We start from the raw sequence: 18850 nt of genomic DNA, 5'->3' as shown, positions 1-18850 counted from the left end.
CGAGCTCGACACGCCGCGCCGATTGTGTGTGCAACACGCCACCAGTGCTTGAATGCGGCTATGACCAGGACCACGTTTGCTCGAACCCTGATGGCTGTCGCCGTGGGCTGTGCGGCCGGATTCACCCTCGTCACCACCCCCGCCCAGGCCCTGCCGGAGAACCCACTCGACTGCTCCGGCGTCCCCGGCGCCCAGGCCGCCGCCGACCGCGAAAGCGCCCGCCACGGCATCGCGATCACGCCGCTGTGCTTCAGCGGCGGCCTCTACAGCAACATCCACGCGGGCATCCCGCTCGCGGTGTTCAACCCGCTGACCCTGCCCGGCACCGTCTCGGTCTGCATGGACGAACGCCCGGCGGTCGAGGCCGCGGCCAAGTTCAACTGGACCCGGGTCGACGTGATGCCGATGTGCATCCAGAACCGGGCCTTCGGCGTCTACGAGATGTAGCCGACGCGGGTCCGCTGCCCGGCCGGAGCGGACCCGCTCGACTATCGTTGCGCAGGTGGCCAAGTCTGCGACTCCGGCTGTCGAACTGCCGGTGGGTGAGCACACGGTGCGGGTCAGCAATCCGGACCGGGTGTATTTTCCCGAACTCGGCGCGACGAAGCTCGATCTGGTGCGCTATTACCTGAGCGTGGGTGACGGCATCGTCAACGCGCTGCGGGACCGGCCGTGCATGCTGCACCGGTTTCCGAAGGGCCTGCCCGGCGGCAAGGTCCACCAGAAGCGGCTGCCCGCGGGCGCGCCGGACTGGATACGCACCGTCCGCGTGTACTTCCCGCGCTACGGCCGCCACGCCGACGAACTGTGCGTGCACGAACTCGCCGACGTGATCTGGGCGGTGCAGATGTCGACCGTCGAATTCCATCCGTGGAACTCCCGGGCCCGCGACACCGAATCGCCCGACGAGTGGCGCATCGACCTCGACCCCATGCCGGACTGTCCGTGGTCGCGGGTGCAGCGAGTCGCCGCAGTGGTGCACGAGGTGCTCGACGAGCTCGGCGCGACCGGGTGGCCCAAGACCTCCGGCGGGTCCGGCCTGCACGTCTACGTGCGGATCGCACCGGAGTACGGGTTCACGCAGGTGCGCCGGGCCGCGCTCGCCTTCGCCGAGGAGGTACGGCGGCGGGCGCCCGAGGACGTGACCACCGCATGGTGGCGCCGCGACCGAGATCCGGCGCAGTTGTTCGTCGACTACAACCAGAACGCGCGCGATCACACCATCGCCGCCGCCTATTCCGTGCGCGGGGTGGCCGCGGCGACGGTGTCGACCCCGGTGCGCTGGAGCGAGATCGACGACATCCACCCGCGCGATTTCACCATCGCCACCGTGCCCGCCCGCTACGCCGAACTCGGTGACCTGCAGGCCGACATGGACGAGGCCGTCTTCGACATCACGCCGCTGCTGGAACTGGCCGATCGGCACGGCGTCGACGAACCGGTCGACCTCGACGAATCGTGAGCCCACGGGGAGGGTGGGCCGACGCGATCATCGGCGAGAGGGAAGAATCAATGCTCCGGCACCGCCCCCACGCGGTGTCGGCGCCGATGACACCACGCGACCCATCCCCGACGGGTCTCGGCGGCCGATGAACTCAGGAGGTCCTTCGTGCCCGAATCCGCGACCGTGATCGCGATCGGCCCCGATCCGTCCGCGCCCCGCCTGCTCGAGAAGGCGGTCGTCGGCGCGGGGGCGCGGGTCGGTGCGCTCGCCGAGGCCGAGGCGCTGATCTGGACCGGTCAGCCGGGCGATTTCCCCACCGAGCTGCCCGCGTCGGTGCGTTGGGTGCAGCTGCCCGCGGCGGGCATCGAGGACTTCTTCGACGCCGGAGTCTTGCGCGCCCACCCCGGGGTGGAGTTCACCTCCGCGGCGGGCGCGTTCTCCCACAGCGTCGCCGAGCACGCGCTCATGCTGCTGCTGGCCGGGGTGCGCTACCTGCCCGAGCACCTGCGCGCCACCTCCTGGCAGCAGCGCGAGTTCTTCCCGCATGTGGGCTCCCTGCGCGGCAAGACGGTGACGATCGTCGGAGCAGGCGGGATCGGGCGCGCGCTGATCCCGATGCTGGCGCCGCTGGGCGCGCACGTGATCGCCGTGAATCGTTCGGGGCGGCGGGTCACCGGCGACGGGATTCCCGACTCGGTGGAGACGGTGCCGGCAGAGCAGCTCGGGCGGGTGTGGTCCCACACCGATCACGTGGTGGTCGCGGCACCGGCGACGGCGCAGACCAGGCACCTGATCGGCGCGGACGAGCTGGCCCGGCTCAAGCCCTCCTCGTGGGTGATCAATGTGGCGCGCGGCAGCCTGATCGACACCGCCGCACTGGTCGAGGCGCTGACCGGCGGCGTGATCGGCGGCGCCGGACTCGATGTCACCGAACCGGAGCCGCTGCCCGACGGGCACCCGCTGTGGACGCTGCCCAACGCCATCATCACCCCGCACGACTCGAACCCCCCGCAGCTGCGCCTGGCCGCCTTCGCCGATCACGTCGGCGCGAATGTCGCCCGGTTCGTCGACGGTCGGCCGCTGCATGCGATCGTCGATACCGACCGGGGCTACTAGCGCTGTTCGCAGCGGCCGGAAGATGATTCCATTCGGATGCATCACGCGCCGAACGGCGCGCCGGAATCCGCAACGGCGGTTAGGCTGTCCACGTCCTGGTTCGGTAAGGATGGGATCGGCAATGGGTTGGACCTTCACGGCGGACGAATTCGCGCACGTCTGGCGAGAATCGGGTCAGGACCGGATGCCCTTCCCCATCCGGATGCTCGAGTCGCCGCGCACCGAGGACGAGGCCGCCCGATTACGCGCGAACCTCGAGGAGCGACTACCCGGCGGCGGCGATCCCGATCTCGCCGCCTGCCTGCGGATCATCGCCGAACCACACGCCAGGATCGTGCTCGTCGGGGGCGCGCACACACCGGGCAGCGAGATCCGGCTGCTGGCCTGCGCGGTCTACGACCACGCGGTGATCGTGCGGCAATCCCCGGGGCCCCGTCCCGATTACGGTGGCAGCGTCAAGGTTTCGATCGGGCACAGCGCCGGGGTCGGCGCGCGGATCGCGGCCTGCCTGCCCGACACCCCACCCGGACGTGAACCCGCACGGGAGGCCGCCGCCGAGGCGGTTCGCGACGAGGAGACGGTCATGGCGACCCACCCCGCCGTGCCGCGCATCCAGCGTCTGCTGCGGCGGCCACACACCGCCGAGGGCCACATCCGCATCGAATTCGGGCTGGACCGGGCCGCGCCGCCCGCCCCGGTGCACTACAGCTGGATCGACGTCGCCACCGACGGTCGCTACCTGCTGCGGGCCGGGGAGACCGTGCACGTGGTGCCCGCGTCGACCGGTCAGCTCGCCGCCCAACTGCAGCGCAGGCTCGCACCGGCGCACAGTTCGCACAGCCGAAGGTCCGGCTAACCTGGACTCCGACGCATGATCTGGAGGGGAGACGCGATGACGATCGAGAGCAGCAGAGCCGAGATCTCCCGGTTCCGCAGCGCCGCCACGGCGGGGACACTCGAGTTCGATCCCGATGCCGCGCGCCGCTGCGCCGAACTCTACGACCAGCAGGCCGATCGACTCGCCCAGCTGCGTCACGACCTCGAATCCGCCGCGGAGGCAGGCGGATTCGGTGGCTTCGTCTCCGCCCAGCAGTTGCAGGCCGGGTTCGCGCACAAAGCCCGTGACGCCGCCGAGCTGCTCGACCACTACATCGAAGCGGCGTACCGGATGAAGGAGTCGTTCCTGCTCAGCGCCGGTCTCTACGAGGAGGCCGACGCCGCCGCGGCCGCCGCGCTGCGCGCGATCGACACGAGGCGCCGATGAGCGGAACCGATCCCACCTACATCAGTGCGATGGAGCATTTCGAATCCATGCCGCACGAGCAGATCCACGCGCGCACCCAGCAGATCGACGCGGGCGCCGTCCTCGGCGCGTCGCTCACCTGGTTGGAGAGCGCCGCCGCCCTGACCACCTCCATGCCCCTGACCAGGTCCGGCGCCGACCGGCTGATCGAGGAGAGCGGGTGGACGGGTGCCGCCGCCGATGCCGCCCAGGCCGGTACCCGCGCGTTCGCGGCCTCCGTCGACGAACTGGCGGCGGTGTTCGCCGAGGTCGGCGCGCGGCTCGGTGGCGTCGCGGCGGCCGCGGAGGCGGTGAAAGTGGCGGTGGTCGCGCCCGGTGACTCCGGGCCGATCGGCACCATCGCCCGCCTGCTCGAAGCTGCCCACGTCATCGATGCCCAGATGGCGGCAGAGGCGCTGCGCCAGGAAGCTGTCCTGGCGATGAACATGATCTACAAGCCCGCGTACTCGCTGGCCGGGACCGCGGTACCCGCGCTGCCCGAACCGCCCGCGCAGCCGGGGGCACAGTGGTCGGAATCGCCTGCGGAACCGGCGGGTTCGTCATCGAACGGAAATGGCTCCCCGGCACCGACTCCCAGTTCGACAGCCGTCGAACCCGGTACGCCACAGGGAGATTCACCCGGAGCCGAGAACGGCTCGAGTCCCGGCGCAACCGCTGCGCCTGACCAACGACCAGCCCCACCCTCGCCCAGCGACACCCCTGCGCCACCCAGCGAGGACGCAACGCCACAACCGGGCACTGCCACACCGGAACCCACCCCGCCGTCCGAAGTTCCCGCGCCACCGGACCAGGGGACCACCCCGCCGAGTGCCACACCTGCGCCCTCCAGCGACGCTCCCGTACCACCCGGCCGGGACGCACCGCCGCCACCGAGCACTCCCGCACCGGAAAACACCCCGCCGTCGAGCGAGGCTCCCGCACCGCCGTCCACCGAAAACCCCGCGCCGCCCGCCCCATCCAGCGAGGCGCCTGCTCCCCCGCCGTCGGCTCCGGAACCCGGGCCGACGGAATCACCGCAGCCGCCTGCACCCAGCCCGGAACAACCCGCGCCGAGTTCCGAACAGCCACCGGCACCAGAACCACAGACATCGCCGAACACCCCAGCACCCCAACCCGCGCCGCCGACCGCCGATAGCTCCGCGCCGAGTTCCGAACAACCGGCCCCGGCTGCCCCAGCACCACCGGTGCAGCCGAATAACCCAGTGCCCCAACCTGTTCCGGGCACCCCCGACATGTCTGACCCGGGCGGTCAACCCGGCGTCACCGGCCCCATCCCCGGTGCGGAGGAGCCACCCACCGCGCCCGCGCCCCCGCCACCTCCCGCCGACCTCGATCAGCCGGGCGTCATCCCACCACCACCGTGACCGGGTCGTGCCAGCGGAAGTCGCGGGTCGCCCCCTCCGGGCAAGCCGAGATCACGGCACCCGGCCAAAGACGGTCGGCAGGGACACCCGCCGCCGTCCTCCCGCGCGGTCAGGGCGATGTCGGACCCTGCTGGCACCATCCGTGTGGTGACAACACCCGAACGGCCGATGCCGCCACTGAACGCCGATGAGCGGACCACGCTCGAGTCGTGGCTCGACTTCTACCGGACGACGCTCGCCATGAAGTGTCAGGGACTCGACGACACGCAACTACGCACCGCAGCCGCGGCGCCCTCCACGCTGACCCTGCTGGGCCTGGTCCAGCACATGGCCGAAGTCGAACGCAACTGGTTCCGCAGAGTGCTCGCCGGTGAGTCGGTCCCGCCGATACACGATCCGCGCGCCGACACCGCCGGACACGACGGCGGATTCGCGGTATCCGAAACCTCGTCGTATGCCACCGCTCTGGCCACCTGGCAGGGCGAGATCGAGCACGCCCGCGCCAACTGCGCGGAACGAGCGCTGGACGACACCGCGGCGTTCATGGGCGGAAGAGTCGGTCTGCGCTGGATCTACACCCACATGATCGCCGAGTACGCCCGGCACTGCGGTCACGCCGACCTCCTGCGCGAACGCATCGACGGAGCCACTGGCATGTGAATCAGCGCGCGGGCAGGATCGGCTGCGCCGCCGGTGCGGTGTGGTCGCGACGCCGGCTCCCGTGGCGGCGGGTGTGGAGCCGGGCCGGTCCAGCAGGCACCGGACGCACCGGTGACCACGCCGGTCTGTTCAGCGTGTGCGGCACCGCGCCGCGGTCAGACCTTGACCAGGTCGTCGGCGTGGATGACCGGACGCTGCATGCCCTCGGGGAGATCGGTGGTGGAGCGCCCGAGCATGGCGGCGACCTCGGTGCTGTCGTATTCGATGACGCCGCGGGCGATCACCGTGTCGTCGGGACCGATCAGGTCGACGACGTCACCGCCGAAGAAGCGCCCGCGGATGCCGGTGATGCCCGCGGCGAGCAGGGAACGGCGTTCGGCGACGGCGTCGACCGCGCCCGCGTCGAGCAGGACCGCGCCACGGGTGTCGGCGGCATGGCGGACCCAGAACTTGCGGCCGGACAGCCGCACCGGGCGGGCGGCGAAGGCGGTGCCGACGGTACCGACGGTGAGTGCGGTCGCGGCGTCGGCGGCGGCCGCCAGCAGGACGGGGATCCCGGCGTCGGCGGCGAGGCGGGCGGCCGAGAGTTTGGAGGCCATGCCGCCGGTGCCGAGCGCACCGCCGCTCCCCGCGATGACGCCGTCGAGGTCGGCACTGCTGCGAACCTCGGGAATGAAGGTGGCCGCGCCCTTGCGCGGGTCGCCGTCGTAGAGGCCGGCCACATCCGAGAGCAGGATCAGGGCTTCGGCGCCGACCAGATGGGCGACCAGGGCCGCGAGGCGGTCGTTGTCGCCGAAGCGGATCTCCTCGGTGGCCACGGTGTCGTTCTCGTTGACCACGGCGACCGCGCCGAGCGAGCGCAACCGGTCGAGGGTGCGCTGGGCGTTGCGGTGGTGCTCGCGGCGCGCGAAATCATCGGCCGACAACAACACCTGGCCGACGGTGCGGTCGTAGCGGGTGAACGACGTACCCCAGGCGTGCGCGAGTGCCAGCTGACCGACACTGGCCGCAGCCTGCTTGGTCGCCAGGTCCTTGGGCCTGCGCGACAATCCGAGCGGGGCCATCCCGGCCCCGATCGCGCCGGAGGACACCACGACCACGTCCGAGCCCGCGCGCATCCGTGCCTCGACGGCATCGGCCAACAGATCGAGCCGATCGGTGTCGAGTCCGCCTTCGAGGCTGGTCAGCGCCGACGAACCGATCTTCACCACGACACTGCGCGCCGAGACGATCGCCGCGCGCCCCTGACTCAGCTCCGAACCCACCTGCATCGCGTCACTCCCTGCACCACGATCAACGTCGACGGTCTCCACCCGGAGACCCACCGCAGTATGCCGATCCGTCGGTCGTGCCCGACAGCGAATTTCGCCGGGCACGACCCCGTGATCACTTCTTTCGTTCGCCGTCCTCGTCGAGCAGACCGCGCCGCGCCTGCGAGGCGAGCTTGCGCTCCGCCGCACCGACTCGCTCGTTGTTCTCCAGCCGAAGGTCGGTACCGCGGCCGGTCGGCTGCATGTCGACACCCGCCGAGATCTGCGGCTCCCATTCGAAGGTGACCTCACCGATGGTGACCGGGCACCCGGGCTCGGCCCCCTGCTTGACCAATTCGGCTTCGACACCGAGCCGAGCCAGTCGGTCGGCCAAGTAACCCACGGCCTCGTCGTTGTTGAAATCGGTCTGGCGGATCCAGCGCTCGGGGCGGGTACCGCGCACGACGAAGCCACCGGGTTCGTGCGGATCGGCGACGACGTCGAACCCGGTCTCGTCGGTCGCGATCGGACGGATGACGGTGCGCTTGGGCGCGGCCTTCGGGTGATCTTCGCGATACTGGCGAACCATGTCGGCCAGCGCGAAGGTCAGCGGGCGCAGCCCGGCGCGGCTCACCGCGGAGATCTCGAAGACCGGCCAGCCACGCTCGGTGAATTCCGCCGACACCATCTCGGCCAGCTCGGCCGCATCGGGCACATCGGTCTTGTTGAGAATCACCACGCGCGGCCGGTCGGCCAGGTCACCCAGGCTCTCGTCACCTGACAGCGCCGGCTTGTAGGCGGCGAGTTCGGCTTCGAGCGCATCGACATCGGAGACCGGGTCGCGACCGGGCTCGAGCGTCGCGCAATCGACGACATGGGCGAGCACCGCGCACCGTTCCAGATGGCGCAGGAAGTCCAAGCCGAGGCCACGACCGTCGCTGGCACCCGGAATCAGGCCCGGAACGTCGGCGACGGTGAAGGTGGTGTCACCGGAGAGCACGACGCCGAGGTTCGGGACGAGCGTGGTGAACGGGTAGTCGGCGATCTTGGGCTTGGCAGCGGACAGCACCGACACCAGCGACGACTTGCCCGCCGAGGGGAAACCGACCAGGCCGACATCGGCGACCGACTTCAGTTCGAGCACGAGATCGAGCTCTTCGCCCTCTTCGCCGAGCAGCGCGAAACCGGGCGCCTTGCGTGCCTTGGACGCCAGCGAGGCATTGCCGAGGCCACCACGGCCACCACGGGCGATGATGAAGCGGTTACCGATACCGACGAGATCGACGACGACCTTGCCGTCGCCATCGACGACAACGGTGCCGTCGGGCACCTTCAGCACCAGGTCGGCGCCGTTCTTGCCCTCGCGATTACTGCCCTCGCCCGGTTTGCCGTTGCCAGCCTTGGCGTTGGGGTGGAAATGGAAATCGAGCAGGGTGTGCACATTGGCGTCGACTTCGAGGATCACGTCCCCGCCGTTGCCGCCGTTGCCGCCGTCGGGCCCGCCGAGCGGCTTGAACTTCTCACGATGCACCGAGGCGCAACCGTGTCCACCTCTACCGGCACGAACATGCAGCACGACGCGGTCGATGAATTTGGACATGGGTTGATCCTCCTCCTTCTGACTGGTCATTTGCGGTAAGGGTGGGCGAACACGACAGAGCGGGTCAGGGAAGAAACCCTGACCCGCTCTGGTGTCCGTGGGGAGCGAATGCTCCAGGCGGTCAGGCCTGGACCGGCTCCGGGACAACGATGTTGACGGTCTTGCGGCCACGCTTGGTGCCGAACTCGACCGCGCCCGCCGCGAGGGCGAACAGGGTGTCGTCGCCACCACGACCGACGTTCACGCCGGGGTGGAAGTGGGTTCCGCGCTGACGGACGAGGATCTCGCCCGCGCTGACCTTCTGGCCACCGAAGCGCTTCACGCCGAGGCGCTGGGCGTTCGAATCACGACCGTTCCGGGAGCTGGATGCACCCTTCTTATGTGCCATTGCTTCGTCTCCTCGGGAATTCTTACTTGATGCCGGTGACCTTGATGACCGTCAGCGGCTGACGGTGACCCTGGCGCTTGTGGTAGCCGGTCTTGTTCTTGAACTTGTGGATCCGGATCTTGGGACCCTTGGTCTGATCGACGACCTCGGCGGCCACGGAGATCTTGGCCAGCTTGTCGGCGTCGGTGGTCAGATCGGCGCCGTCGACGACGAGAACCGGGGTCAGTGCCACGGCAGTGCCCGGCGCGCCCTCGAGCTTCTCGACCTTCACCAGGTCACCGACCGCGACCTTGTACTGCTTTCCGCCGGTCTTGACGATTGCGTACGCTGCCATCGGTCGGCTTCCTCCACTCACGTTGGTCCTGCACATGTCCACGCCGCAGCTGCGGCGCGTATTTCTGGGCTCATCCCCGCACGAGCGGGGGAAGAACGTTGGCTGCCTGCGGTATCACCCGACCGTTCGGCCAGATGCCCAATCGCGGGGCAGCGACCGACCTAGGTTACCAGAACGGTAACCCCTCCCCCAATTCGGCCGGTCAGGGCCGAATCGGGGGAGCTTGGGGTCAATTCGATTCGGAGGTCGGCGCGCCCGCGGGACGACCCACCGCGCGACGGCGCGGCTTGCGTTCCGGGACGACCACGGGCTCCGCGGCGATGTCGACGACCGCCGCGGCGGGCTGCTCGTTCGCCGACAACACGAACACGGCGCCCGTGCTGTCCGATGCGGGGGCGGCCGTCGAACGGGCCACCCGGCGTCTGCGGGGCGCCCGCGCGGGGGGCTGTTCGGCGGCGGGTGCGGTCTCGGACTGCGTCACCGGCTCCGGCTGCATGACCTCGGCGACCGGCGCGACCTCGGCGAGCGAGGTCGACTCGACCGCGGCGGGCTCGGCCTGCTCCGGCTCCTCCGCCGCGACAGGCTCGGGCTCCTCCGTGCCAGGCTCGGGCTCTGCCGCGAGGACACCGGTCAGCGCGGGGCTCTCCGCCGCCTCCGCCTGCGCGGCGGCATTGCGGCTGGCCCGACGTGAACGCGAACGCGAACGCGACCTGGTCGGCTCGGCGACGGCTTCCTCGGCGGCTTCGGTCTGCGCCGTCGCCTCCTCGGTGGGCTCGCCTTCGTCACCGTGATGAGCGGCCATCGCGAGCGCGACCGGGTGGGCCCGCTTGACCGCGATGTCCTCCTCGTCGTGCTCGGCGGCCGGTGCGGTGCCGTTGGTGGCCGGTGCGGCGGCCGCGGCCGGTGCCTTGTCCCTGTCCTTGTCCTTGCCGCGACGACGGCGCGAACCGCCCTCCTTGGCACGCGGCTCCTCGACACCGGACCCGGCGTCCACCGGGTAGGAGTGCACGATGATGCCGCGGCCGTGGCAGTGCTCGCAGGTGGTGGAGAACGCCTCGACCAGGCCGGTACCCAGCTTCTTGCGGGTCATCTGGACCAGGCCGAGCGAGGTGACCTCCGAGACCTGGTGGCGGGTGCGATCCCGGCCCAGCGCCTCGGTGAGCCTGCGCAACACCAGGTCGCGGTTGGACTCGAGCACCATGTCGATGAAGTCGACCACGATCATGCCGCCGATGTCGCGCAGCCGCATCTGGCGCACGATCTCCTCGGCGGCCTCCAGGTTGTTCTTGGTGACCGTCTCCTCGAGGTTCGACGAACCCGAACCGGTGAACTTGCCGGTGTTGACGTCGACGACGGTCATCGCTTCGGTGCGATCGATCACCAGGGTGCCGCCCGAGGGCAGCCACACCTTGCGGTCGAGCGCCTTGGCGAGCTGTTCGTCGATGCGGTACGCGTCGAACACGTCGACACCGTTGTTGTTCTCGTGCCGGTTCACCCGAGGCAGCAGGTCCGGCGCGACGGTGCGCACGTAGTTCTCGACGGTGCTCCACGCGCGCTCGCCCTCGATGACGAGCTTGGCGAAGTCCTCGTTGAACAGATCGCGGATGACCTTGACCAGCATGTCGGGCTCTTCGTAGAGAGCCTTGGGCGCGTTGGAGTCCTTGGCGTTCTTCGAGGCCTCTTCGATGGTGCGCCAGGTGGCCTGCAGCCGCTCGACGTCGCGGGCCAGTTCCGGCTCGCTCACGCCCTCGGACGCGGTGCGGATGATCACCCCGGCGTCGGCGGGCACGATCTCGCGCAGGATCTCCTTGAGCCGCTTGCGCTCGGTATCGGGCAGCTTACGGCTGATCCCGGTGGAAGTACCGCCGGGCACGTACACCAGGAAGCGACCGGCCAGGCTGATCTGGGTGGTCAGGCGGGCGCCCTTGTGACCCACCGGGTCCTTGGACACCTGCACCAGCACCTGATCGCCGGGCTTGAGCGCCTGCTCGATCTTGCGCTCCTTGCCGCCGAGCCCGGCGGCCTCCCAGTTCACCTCACCGGCGTAGAGCACGCCGTTGCGGCCACGGCCGATGTCGATGAACGCGGCCTCCATGCTGGGCAGCACGTTCTGCACCCGGCCGAGGTAGACATTGCCCACCATCGACGCCTGACCGGAGCTGGTGACGAAGTGCTCGACGAGGATGTTGTCCTCGAGCACCGCCACCTGGGTGGTGGTCTGGTGGCCCGGCGCGTGCTCGGCCGGATCGAACGCCTTCTCGCGCACGACCATGACCCGGTCGACCGCCTCACGGCGGGCCAGGAACTCCGACTCGGTCAGGATCGGCGGACGACGACGCCCGGCCTCGCGGCCGTCACGCCGACGCTGCCGCTTGGCCTCGAGCCGGGTGGAACCGGAGATGCCCTGTACCTCGTCGGACGAACCCGAGGAGGAACGGCCACGGCTCTTGTTGCGGGGCTCGCGCTCGTGCACGACGGTGTTGGGCGGATCGTCCTCCGAGGCCGCCTCGGCCTCGCCGGAATCCCCGCCGACCTTCCGGCGGCGGCGACGACGGCGACGACGGCTCGCCCCTTCGGGCAGCGATCCGTCCTCGTCGTCGCTGTCGGCATCGGTGTCGGTGGCCTGCTCGGCCTCTTCGGTGCCGGCCTCGGTCGACGCGGTGGTGTCGTCGTCGGTGTCGGCGGCCTCGCTGTCGCTGTCGCCGTCGCCGTCGGCGTCGTCGCCATCGGCGGACTGCTCGCCCCGGCCGCGACCGCGGCCACGACGGCCCCGACGACGGCGACGCGGCTGACCGTCGGCGTCGTTGTCGCCGGACTGGTCGGTGGCATCGGACTGATCGGCGTCGGACTCGTCCTCGGCCGGTTCGGGCTCGACGACGGCTTCCTCGACGGGTGCCGGGGCCGGCTCCTCGGTCCGCTTGGGGGTCCGCTCGGCGCGGCGACGCTTGCGCGCCTCCTCGGCGGCGGTGGCGTCCGGCGGCAGGAACAGCGGCGCGGCCACAGCGGGCGCCTCGAAGCTCACCGGCTCGGCCGGCGCGGGGGCGTCGGTGGGCCGGTGAGTGAACAGACCGGTGTGCGCGTCGTCGGCCATCGCGGCGAACACCTCGTCGGTGCGCGCGACCTCGGGCGCGGAGAACAGCGACGGCGCGCTGGTCGAGTCGGCCGGTTGCTCGGCGGCGGATGTGGTGGGGGCGGCGGGCGCCTTCGTCGGCGCTGCCGGGGATTCGCCGGATTCGGCGTCAGCGGCGGCGATCGCGTCGCGCACGGTCTCGGCGACCGCGCGATCGACATTCGATTGAACGCTGCGGGCCTCGGTGCCCAGTTCGGCCAGTTTGGCCAGGATGCGCTTGCTGGTTACTCCCAACCGCTTGGCCAGTGCATGAACTCGAATTCGCTCCGGCAATTGATCGGCATCCTGTTGTGTTGTGTCCAGCGGCTCTTTTTCGGCCACGAAGTCTCCTCGGGCCCCCGGGCGCGTCCCTCCCCGGTACGGGAGTGACGCGGCCGGCGCGGGGGCATCGTCCGTGCACCTCGTACCCGATGGTACGAGGGTCATCTGGTCTCGCCCCGCGTTTCCGGTCGCACCATGATCGTTCCTGTGGCGGGCCAACCGGTCACGCGGCGCCTGGCTGTACGGCGTGACGCCGCGCTTTCGAGCGCTCATCCAGCGTGCCTGGGCGGTCGGCCCCAGCAACAGGGTCGTCCGTGGCAGCGATGATCGGCATCAACCGCGGTGTCATCCGGTCATGTCCGGGGCCGCTGTCACGTACCTGCGCGACAGGCTGTCACCACCCGCCCGGTCTGGGCAGCGGGGACATCGGCTTCGAACACATCCGTACTCAGTATCCCATACTGTTCGCGCGGGGATCGCCATCGGCGCAACGAACGCGCGGACCTCGGCCGCTCGAGCTCGTCGCGTCCGCACCGGACGCGACGAGCGAGGACAGCAAGATCAAGCTGCATCCGATGCTGCCTGACCGGGCGCCCAGCGTGGTCACCCTGCGCTGCCGCCTCCGGGCGCTGACCGGTCAGGCAGGGAACCAGAGCGCGATCTCGCGCTTGGCGGACTCGGGCGAGTCGGAACCGTGAACGAGGTTGTACTGGGTCTCCAGACCGAAGTCGCCGCGGATGGTGCCGGGCACGGCCTTCTCGACCGGATCGGTGCCGCCGGCGAGCTGACGGAACGCCGCGATCGCGCGCGGGCCTTCCAAGACGGCCGCCACGACCGGGCCGGAGGTGATGAATTCGATCAGCGAGCCGAAGAACGGCCGTTCGGCGTGTTCGGCGTAGTGCTCGGCGGCGAGCTCGGCGGACACGTTCTTCAGTTCCAGCGCCTTGATGGTGAGGCCCTTGCGCTCGATCCGTGCGAGTACCTCGCCGACGAGGCCACGGGAGACGCCGTCCGGCTTGATGAGTACCAAAGTCTGCTCAGTCACGCGGTAACCCTAGCGTCGCCTGCGGCACTGCGCCGATCGGCCCCCGAAGCCCCGCTCAGGACTCCGTGCGCTTCATCCGCTGACTCGGCAACAGCCCCGCGTCCATGCGGCGCTGGACGTCCGCGCGCAGCATGAGGATGAACGCCCACACCGCGACGAACACCAGGCCGACGATGCCGATCGACAGGTGGATCAAGGCGCCGGCCAGCAGCAGTACCTGAAGACCCAGGTTGAACGGGATCGCCCACGGTTTGCCCTGCACCCCCGCGCCGAGGAACATCACCACCGCGAGCGCGACCAGGTAGGTGCCGGAGAACCAGGTGACGCCGCCGCCGACGTCGGCGACCACGGGCAGCGCCAGCAACACCACGATGGCCTCGAGGACCAGGGTGCCCGCCATGACACCGCGCAGCCCCTTCCACGGATCGGTGGCGGGCGGGGGTACATCGGTCATGCTGTCTCCATTCGGCATGCTCGGGCGCCCTCCGTGGTCACGCTCCGCTTCCTCCTCCGGGCGCTGACCGCTCATGCCGTCGCCATTCGGCATGCTCGTGCGCTGACCGCTCATGCCGGTCTCTTTCCGAACAGGGCGCGCGCCGCGCCCGCGGTGACCACCGAGCCGGTGACGACCACGCCGGCGCCGGAGATCACGTCGCCGTCGTCGCCCGCCTGCTCGGCCAGGGCGATCGCGGATTCGAGTGCGTCGGGCAGGGTGTCGGCGGTGATCACCCGCTCGTCGCCGAAGCGCTGCACGGCGAGGTCGGCGAGCGCGTCGACATCCATGGCCCGCGGCGATCCGTTGCTGGTGACGACGATCTCGTCGAAGATCGGCTCGAGCGCGTCCAGGATGCCACCGGCGTCCTTGTCGCCGAGTACGGCGACGACACCGACCAGCTTGCGGAAGTCGAACTCGGTGGTGAGGGTGTTGGCCAGCGCCTGTGCGCCCGCGGGGTTGTGCGCGGCGTCGACGAAGATGGTCGGCGCGTTGCGCATCCGTTCCATCCGGCCCGGGCTGGCCACGCCGGCGAACCCGGCGCGCACGGCCTCGATGTCGAGCTGACGCTCGGCACCGGCGCCGAAGAACGCCTCCACCGCGGCCAGCGCCAGCGCCGCGTTGCGGGCCTGGTGCTCGCCGTGCAGGGGCAGGAAGATCTCGTCGTAGACGCCTCCCAGCCCCTGCAGGCTCAGCAGTTGCCCACCGACCGCGACGGCCCGTTCCAGCAGCCGGAACTCCGCGCCCTCGCGGGCCACCGCCGCGTCGGCCTCGACGGCCCGGCGCAGCAACACGTCCATCACCTCGGGCTCCTGCTCGGCGATCACCGCGACGGTGTCGACCGGGATCAGCGCCTCGGGCGCGCGCTTGATGATCCCGGCCTTCTCCTTGGCGATCGATTCCAGGTCGGGGCCGAGGTAGTCGGTGTGGTCCAGGCCGATGGGGGTGATCACCGCGACCTGCGCGTCGATCACATTGGTGGCGTCCCAGGTGCCACCCATGCCGGTCTCCACGACCGCCACGTCGACCGGCGCCTCGGCGAACGCGGCGTAGGCCATGCCGGTGAGCACCTCGAACTTGCTCATGGCCGGGCCGCCCGCCGCCGCGGACTGCTGATCGATCATCGCCAGGTAGGGCTCGAGCTCGTGGTAGGTCTCCACGTAGCGGGCCGGGGTGATCGGCTCGTTGTCGATGCTGATCCGCTCGGTCGCCAGCTGCAGATGCGGGCTGGTGATCCGGCCGGTGCGCCGGTGCAGTGCGGTGAGCAGGGCGTCGATCATCCTGGTCACCGAGGTCTTGCCGTTGGTGCCCGCGATGTGGATGGCCGGGTAGTTGCGCTGCGGGGTGCCGAGCAGATCCATCAGCGTGCTGATCCTGGTCAGCGACGGTTCGATCTTGGTCTCCGGCCAACGCTTGTCGAGTTCGGCCTCGACCAACGCCATCTCGGCGAGGTCCACCGGCGACGGCCCACTGCCGAGCCGGGCCGCTTCGTAGTCGCTGCCGCCGAAGTCGGCGTCCTCGGGGCCGAGATCGCCGGTGTCGCTCACTTGGCGCTCAGCTCCGCCAGGCGGGCGCCGATGCGGGCGACTTCGGCGGCGGCGACATCGCGACGGCCGGTGATCTTGTCGACGACCGGCTGCGGCGCCTTGGCCAGGAAGGCGTCGTTGGCCAGTTTCGCCGTGGTCTGATCGAGGTCCTTCTGCGCGACCGCGAGGTCCTTCTCCAGGCGACGGCGCTCGGCGTCGAGGTCGATCGCGCCCGAGGTGTCGAGTTCCACGGTGACCGTCGCGCCGGACAGGCGCACCTCCACCTCGGCGGTGGTGGCGAAGTCCTCGCCCGGCTCGGTGAGCCGGGCCAGGTTGGCCACCGAGCCGGCGAATCCGGCGAGCCCGGCCTTGTCGAGCCCGGCCAGCCTGGCCTTGACCTTCTGCTTGTCGGCCAAGCCCTGGTCGCCGCGGAAGCGGCGGATCTCGGTGATCAGGCGCTGGGTGTCGGCCACCCGCTGCGCCGCGACCTCGTCGGTGGCGACGCCACTGGCCTGCGGCCACGGGGCGATCACCACCGATTCGCCGCCGGTGAGCGTCTTCCACAGAGTCTCGGTGACGAATGGGATCACCGGGTGCAGCAGACGCAGCACCGCGTCGAGCACGGTGCCCAGCACCACGGCCGTGCTCTCGGCGCGCGCGTCGGACTCGGCGAACTGCACCTTCGACAGCTCGAGGTACCAGTCGCACAGTTCGTCCCAGGCGAAGTGGTAGAGCGCCTCGCAGGCCTTGCCGAACTCGTAGGCGTCGAAGGCGGCGTCGACCTCGGCGCGGACCTGGTCGAGCCGGTCGACGATCCACCGGTCGGCGTCGGTGAGGGTCTTGCGCGGGGGCAGCTCGCCCGAGCGCGCGCCGTTCATCAGCGCGAACTTGGTGGCGTTGAACAGCTTGGTGACGAAACTGCGCGAGGCCAGCGCGTGCGCTTCGCCGACGGAGAGGTCGCCGCCGGGCTGGGCGCCGCGGGCCAGGGTGAAGCGCAGCGCGTCGGCGCCGTAGGCGTTGATCCAGTCCAGCGGGTCGATGCCGTTGCCGCGCGACTTCGACATCTTCTTGCCGTGCTGGTCGCGGATCAGGCCGTGCAGGAAGACGTCCTGGAAGGGCACCTGCTTCTGGCTGCCCTTCCCGGCCGTGAGGACCGGGTCGTCGCTGACGTACATGCCGAACATCATCATCCTGGCCACCCAGAAGAACAGGATGTCGTAGCCGGTGACGAGGACGCTGGTCGGATAGAACTCGGCCAGCTCTTCGGTGGCGTCGGGCCAGCCCATCGTGGAGAAGGGCCACAGGCCCGAGGAGAACCAGGTGTCGAGCACATCGGGGTCCTGCACCCAGCCCTCGGGCGCTTCCTCGCCGGGGCCAAGGCAGACGATCTCGCCCTCGGGGCCGTACCAGATCGGGATGCGGTGGCCCCACCACAGCTGACGCGAGATGGTCCAGTCGTGCATGTTGTCGACCCAGTCGAACCAGCGCGGTTCCTGGCTGGCCGGATGGATCTTCACCTCGCCCTCGCGCACGGCGTCACCGGCGGCCTTCGCGAGCGCCTCGACCTTGACCCACCACTGCATCGACAGGCGCGGCTCGATCGGCTCGCCGGAGCGCTCCGAGTGGCCGACCTGGTGCTTGTAGGGGAACTTGCGGCCGACGATGCGGCCTTCGGCGTCGAGGCGCTCGCGGATCTTGACGCGAGCCTCGAAGCGGTCCATGCCGTCGAATTCGGTTCCGCTGTCGGCGATCCGGCCGGCCTTGTCCATGATCGTCGGCATGGGCAGGCCGTGGCGCAGGCCGAGCTCGAAGTCGTTGGGGTCGTGCGCGGGGGTGATCTTGACCGCGCCGGAACCGAACTCCGGGTCGACGTAGTCGTCGGCGACGATCGGGATCTGACGGCCGGTGATCGGATGGTGGACGGTGGTACCGATGAGCGCCTTGTACCGCTCGTCGTCCGGGTGGACCGCCACGGCGGTGTCACCGAGCATGGTCTCGACGCGGGTGGTCGCCACGATGACGTGCGGTTCGTCGTCGCTGAGCGAGCCGTAGCGCAGGCTCACGAGCTCGCCGTCGACCTCCTTGTGGTCGACCTCGAGATCGGAGATGCCGGTCTGCAGCACCGGTGACCAGTTGACCAGCCGCTCGGCGCGATAGATCAGCCCCGCGTCGTAGAGACGCTTGAAGATGGTCTGCACCGCGCGAGACAGGCCGTCGTCCATGGTGAAGCGGTCACGACTCCAGTCGACGCCGTCACCGAGGCGACGCATCTGCCCCTGGATCTGCCCGCCGGACTCGCGCTTCCAGTCCCACACCTTGTCGATGAACAGCTCACGACCGAACTCTTCTTTGGTCTTGCCGTCGGCGGCGAGTTGCTTCTCCACCACCGACTGGGTGGCGATGCCCGCGTGGTCCATGCCCGGCAGCCACAGCACCTCGTAACCCTGCATCCGCTTGCGCCGGGTGAGCAGGTCCATCAGGGTGTGGTCGAGCGCGTGCCCCATGTGCAGCGTGCCGGTGACGTTCGGCGGTGGCAGCACGATCGAGTACGGCGGCTTGGCCGAGGACGTGTCGGCGGTGAAGTATCCGGCCGCTACCCAGCCCTCGTACAGGTCGGCCTCTACCTCGCCGGGGTTCCAGCTCTTGGGCAGGGCATCGGCACGATTACGCGAGTTGTCTGGGGCTGCGCTGGTCACGCCCCAATCCTAAGGGGCCCCAGCGAAGCGATTTACCCACCCCGACCCGACCGCACTCCCAGCCCCGCGCTCCCCGAACTCGCACCCCCCGGTGGTGCGAAAAACAGAGACGGAATCGTCGGTGGATGAGGGACACCGACGACTCCGTCTACTGCCGTGATCCTACCGGCCGTTCACCCCCACCAGGGCAATCCATAGGCAATTCTCAGCTTCACTGAACACAACGAACAAAGGTGATGG

Annotated in this window: 16 protein-coding genes; 7 read left to right on the top strand and 9 right to left on the bottom strand. The window is 69.9% G+C overall.

What is annotated here, in order from left to right:
* The first annotated feature begins 60 nt into the window (after positions 1-60).
* The 7 genes from BOX37_RS06840 (at position 61) to BOX37_RS06810 (ending at position 5887) form a co-directional block, all read left to right on the top strand.
* Positions 61-447 (top strand): hypothetical protein, encoded by a 387-nt coding sequence (locus tag BOX37_RS06840; protein ID WP_240505247.1) that lies wholly within the window; start codon positions 61-63, stop codon positions 445-447.
* A 55-nt stretch (positions 448-502) separates the two neighbouring features.
* On the top strand, positions 503-1462 hold the full coding sequence (ligD, locus tag BOX37_RS06835) for a non-homologous end-joining DNA ligase (RefSeq protein ID WP_071926899.1): 960 nt from the start codon (positions 503-505) through the stop codon (positions 1460-1462).
* A 147-nt stretch (positions 1463-1609) separates the two neighbouring features.
* The gene (locus tag BOX37_RS06830) at positions 1610-2560 is read left to right on the top strand and encodes a D-isomer specific 2-hydroxyacid dehydrogenase family protein (RefSeq protein ID WP_071926898.1); all 951 of its coding nucleotides are present in this window, start codon (positions 1610-1612) and stop codon (positions 2558-2560) included.
* A gap of 121 nt (positions 2561-2681) precedes the next feature.
* A complete protein-coding gene (locus BOX37_RS06825) occupies positions 2682-3416 on the top strand; it encodes an ESX secretion-associated protein EspG (RefSeq protein ID WP_071926897.1) in 735 nt (244 codons plus the stop codon).
* A 36-nt stretch (positions 3417-3452) separates the two neighbouring features.
* Positions 3453-3824 carry a hypothetical protein gene (locus tag BOX37_RS06820; protein WP_071926896.1) on the top strand — a complete coding sequence of 124 codons (372 nt, stop codon included), beginning with the start codon at positions 3453-3455 and terminating at the stop codon, positions 3822-3824.
* On the top strand, positions 3821-5227 hold the full coding sequence (locus BOX37_RS35735) for a hypothetical protein (protein WP_071926895.1): 1407 nt from the start codon (positions 3821-3823) through the stop codon (positions 5225-5227). Before BOX37_RS06820 ends, BOX37_RS35735 begins: the two co-directional genes overlap by 4 nt.
* 147 nt (positions 5228-5374) lie before the next feature.
* Positions 5375-5887 (top strand): DinB family protein, encoded by a 513-nt coding sequence (locus BOX37_RS06810; protein WP_206045776.1) that lies wholly within the window; start codon positions 5375-5377, stop codon positions 5885-5887.
* Positions 5888-6042: 155 nt separating this feature from the next.
* On the opposite strand, the gene proB is transcribed toward BOX37_RS06810, so the two are convergent.
* From proB to BOX37_RS06765, 9 genes are all read right to left on the bottom strand, one after another.
* Complete coding sequence (gene proB, locus BOX37_RS06805; protein WP_156910291.1) at positions 6043-7158, bottom strand: glutamate 5-kinase; 1116 nt, start codon at positions 7156-7158, stop codon at positions 6043-6045.
* A gap of 115 nt (positions 7159-7273) precedes the next feature.
* On the bottom strand, positions 7274-8737 hold the full coding sequence (gene obgE / locus BOX37_RS06800) for a GTPase ObgE (protein ID WP_071931244.1): 1464 nt from the start codon (positions 8735-8737) through the stop codon (positions 7274-7276).
* 121 nt (positions 8738-8858) lie between these two features.
* The gene (gene rpmA / locus BOX37_RS06795) at positions 8859-9125 is read right to left on the bottom strand and encodes a 50S ribosomal protein L27 (protein WP_067486232.1); all 267 of its coding nucleotides are present in this window, start codon (positions 9123-9125) and stop codon (positions 8859-8861) included.
* 22 nt (positions 9126-9147) lie between these two features.
* Positions 9148-9459, bottom strand: coding sequence for a 50S ribosomal protein L21 (rplU, locus tag BOX37_RS06790; RefSeq protein WP_071926893.1), 312 nt, complete (start codon positions 9457-9459; stop codon positions 9148-9150).
* A gap of 229 nt (positions 9460-9688) precedes the next feature.
* On the bottom strand, positions 9689-12910 hold the full coding sequence (locus tag BOX37_RS06785; RefSeq protein WP_071926892.1) for a translation initiation factor IF-2 N-terminal domain-containing protein: 3222 nt from the start codon (positions 12908-12910) through the stop codon (positions 9689-9691).
* 577 nt (positions 12911-13487) lie between these two features.
* Positions 13488-13895: a nucleoside-diphosphate kinase gene (ndk, locus tag BOX37_RS06780; RefSeq protein WP_071926891.1), complete on the bottom strand. Its 408-nt coding sequence runs from the start codon at positions 13893-13895 to the stop codon at positions 13488-13490.
* A 55-nt stretch (positions 13896-13950) separates the two neighbouring features.
* Entirely contained in the window at positions 13951-14367 is a 417-nt protein-coding gene (locus tag BOX37_RS06775; RefSeq protein ID WP_071931243.1) for a DUF4233 domain-containing protein, read from the bottom strand.
* Between the two features lie 92 nt (positions 14368-14459).
* Positions 14460-15845 (bottom strand): bifunctional tetrahydrofolate synthase/dihydrofolate synthase, encoded by a 1386-nt coding sequence (gene folC / locus BOX37_RS06770; RefSeq protein ID WP_420811612.1) that lies wholly within the window; start codon positions 15843-15845, stop codon positions 14460-14462.
* A gap of 86 nt (positions 15846-15931) precedes the next feature.
* Positions 15932-18610 carry a valine--tRNA ligase gene (locus BOX37_RS06765; RefSeq protein WP_071926890.1) on the bottom strand — a complete coding sequence of 893 codons (2679 nt, stop codon included), beginning with the start codon at positions 18608-18610 and terminating at the stop codon, positions 15932-15934.
* Positions 18611-18850: the final 240 nt, after the last annotated feature.

Source organism: Nocardia mangyaensis (genome assembly GCF_001886715.1).
Lineage (GTDB): Bacteria > Actinomycetota > Actinomycetes > Mycobacteriales > Mycobacteriaceae > Nocardia > Nocardia mangyaensis.
Note: the sequence above shows the minus strand (reverse complement) of the source record. Positions and strands in the feature narration are given on the sequence as shown.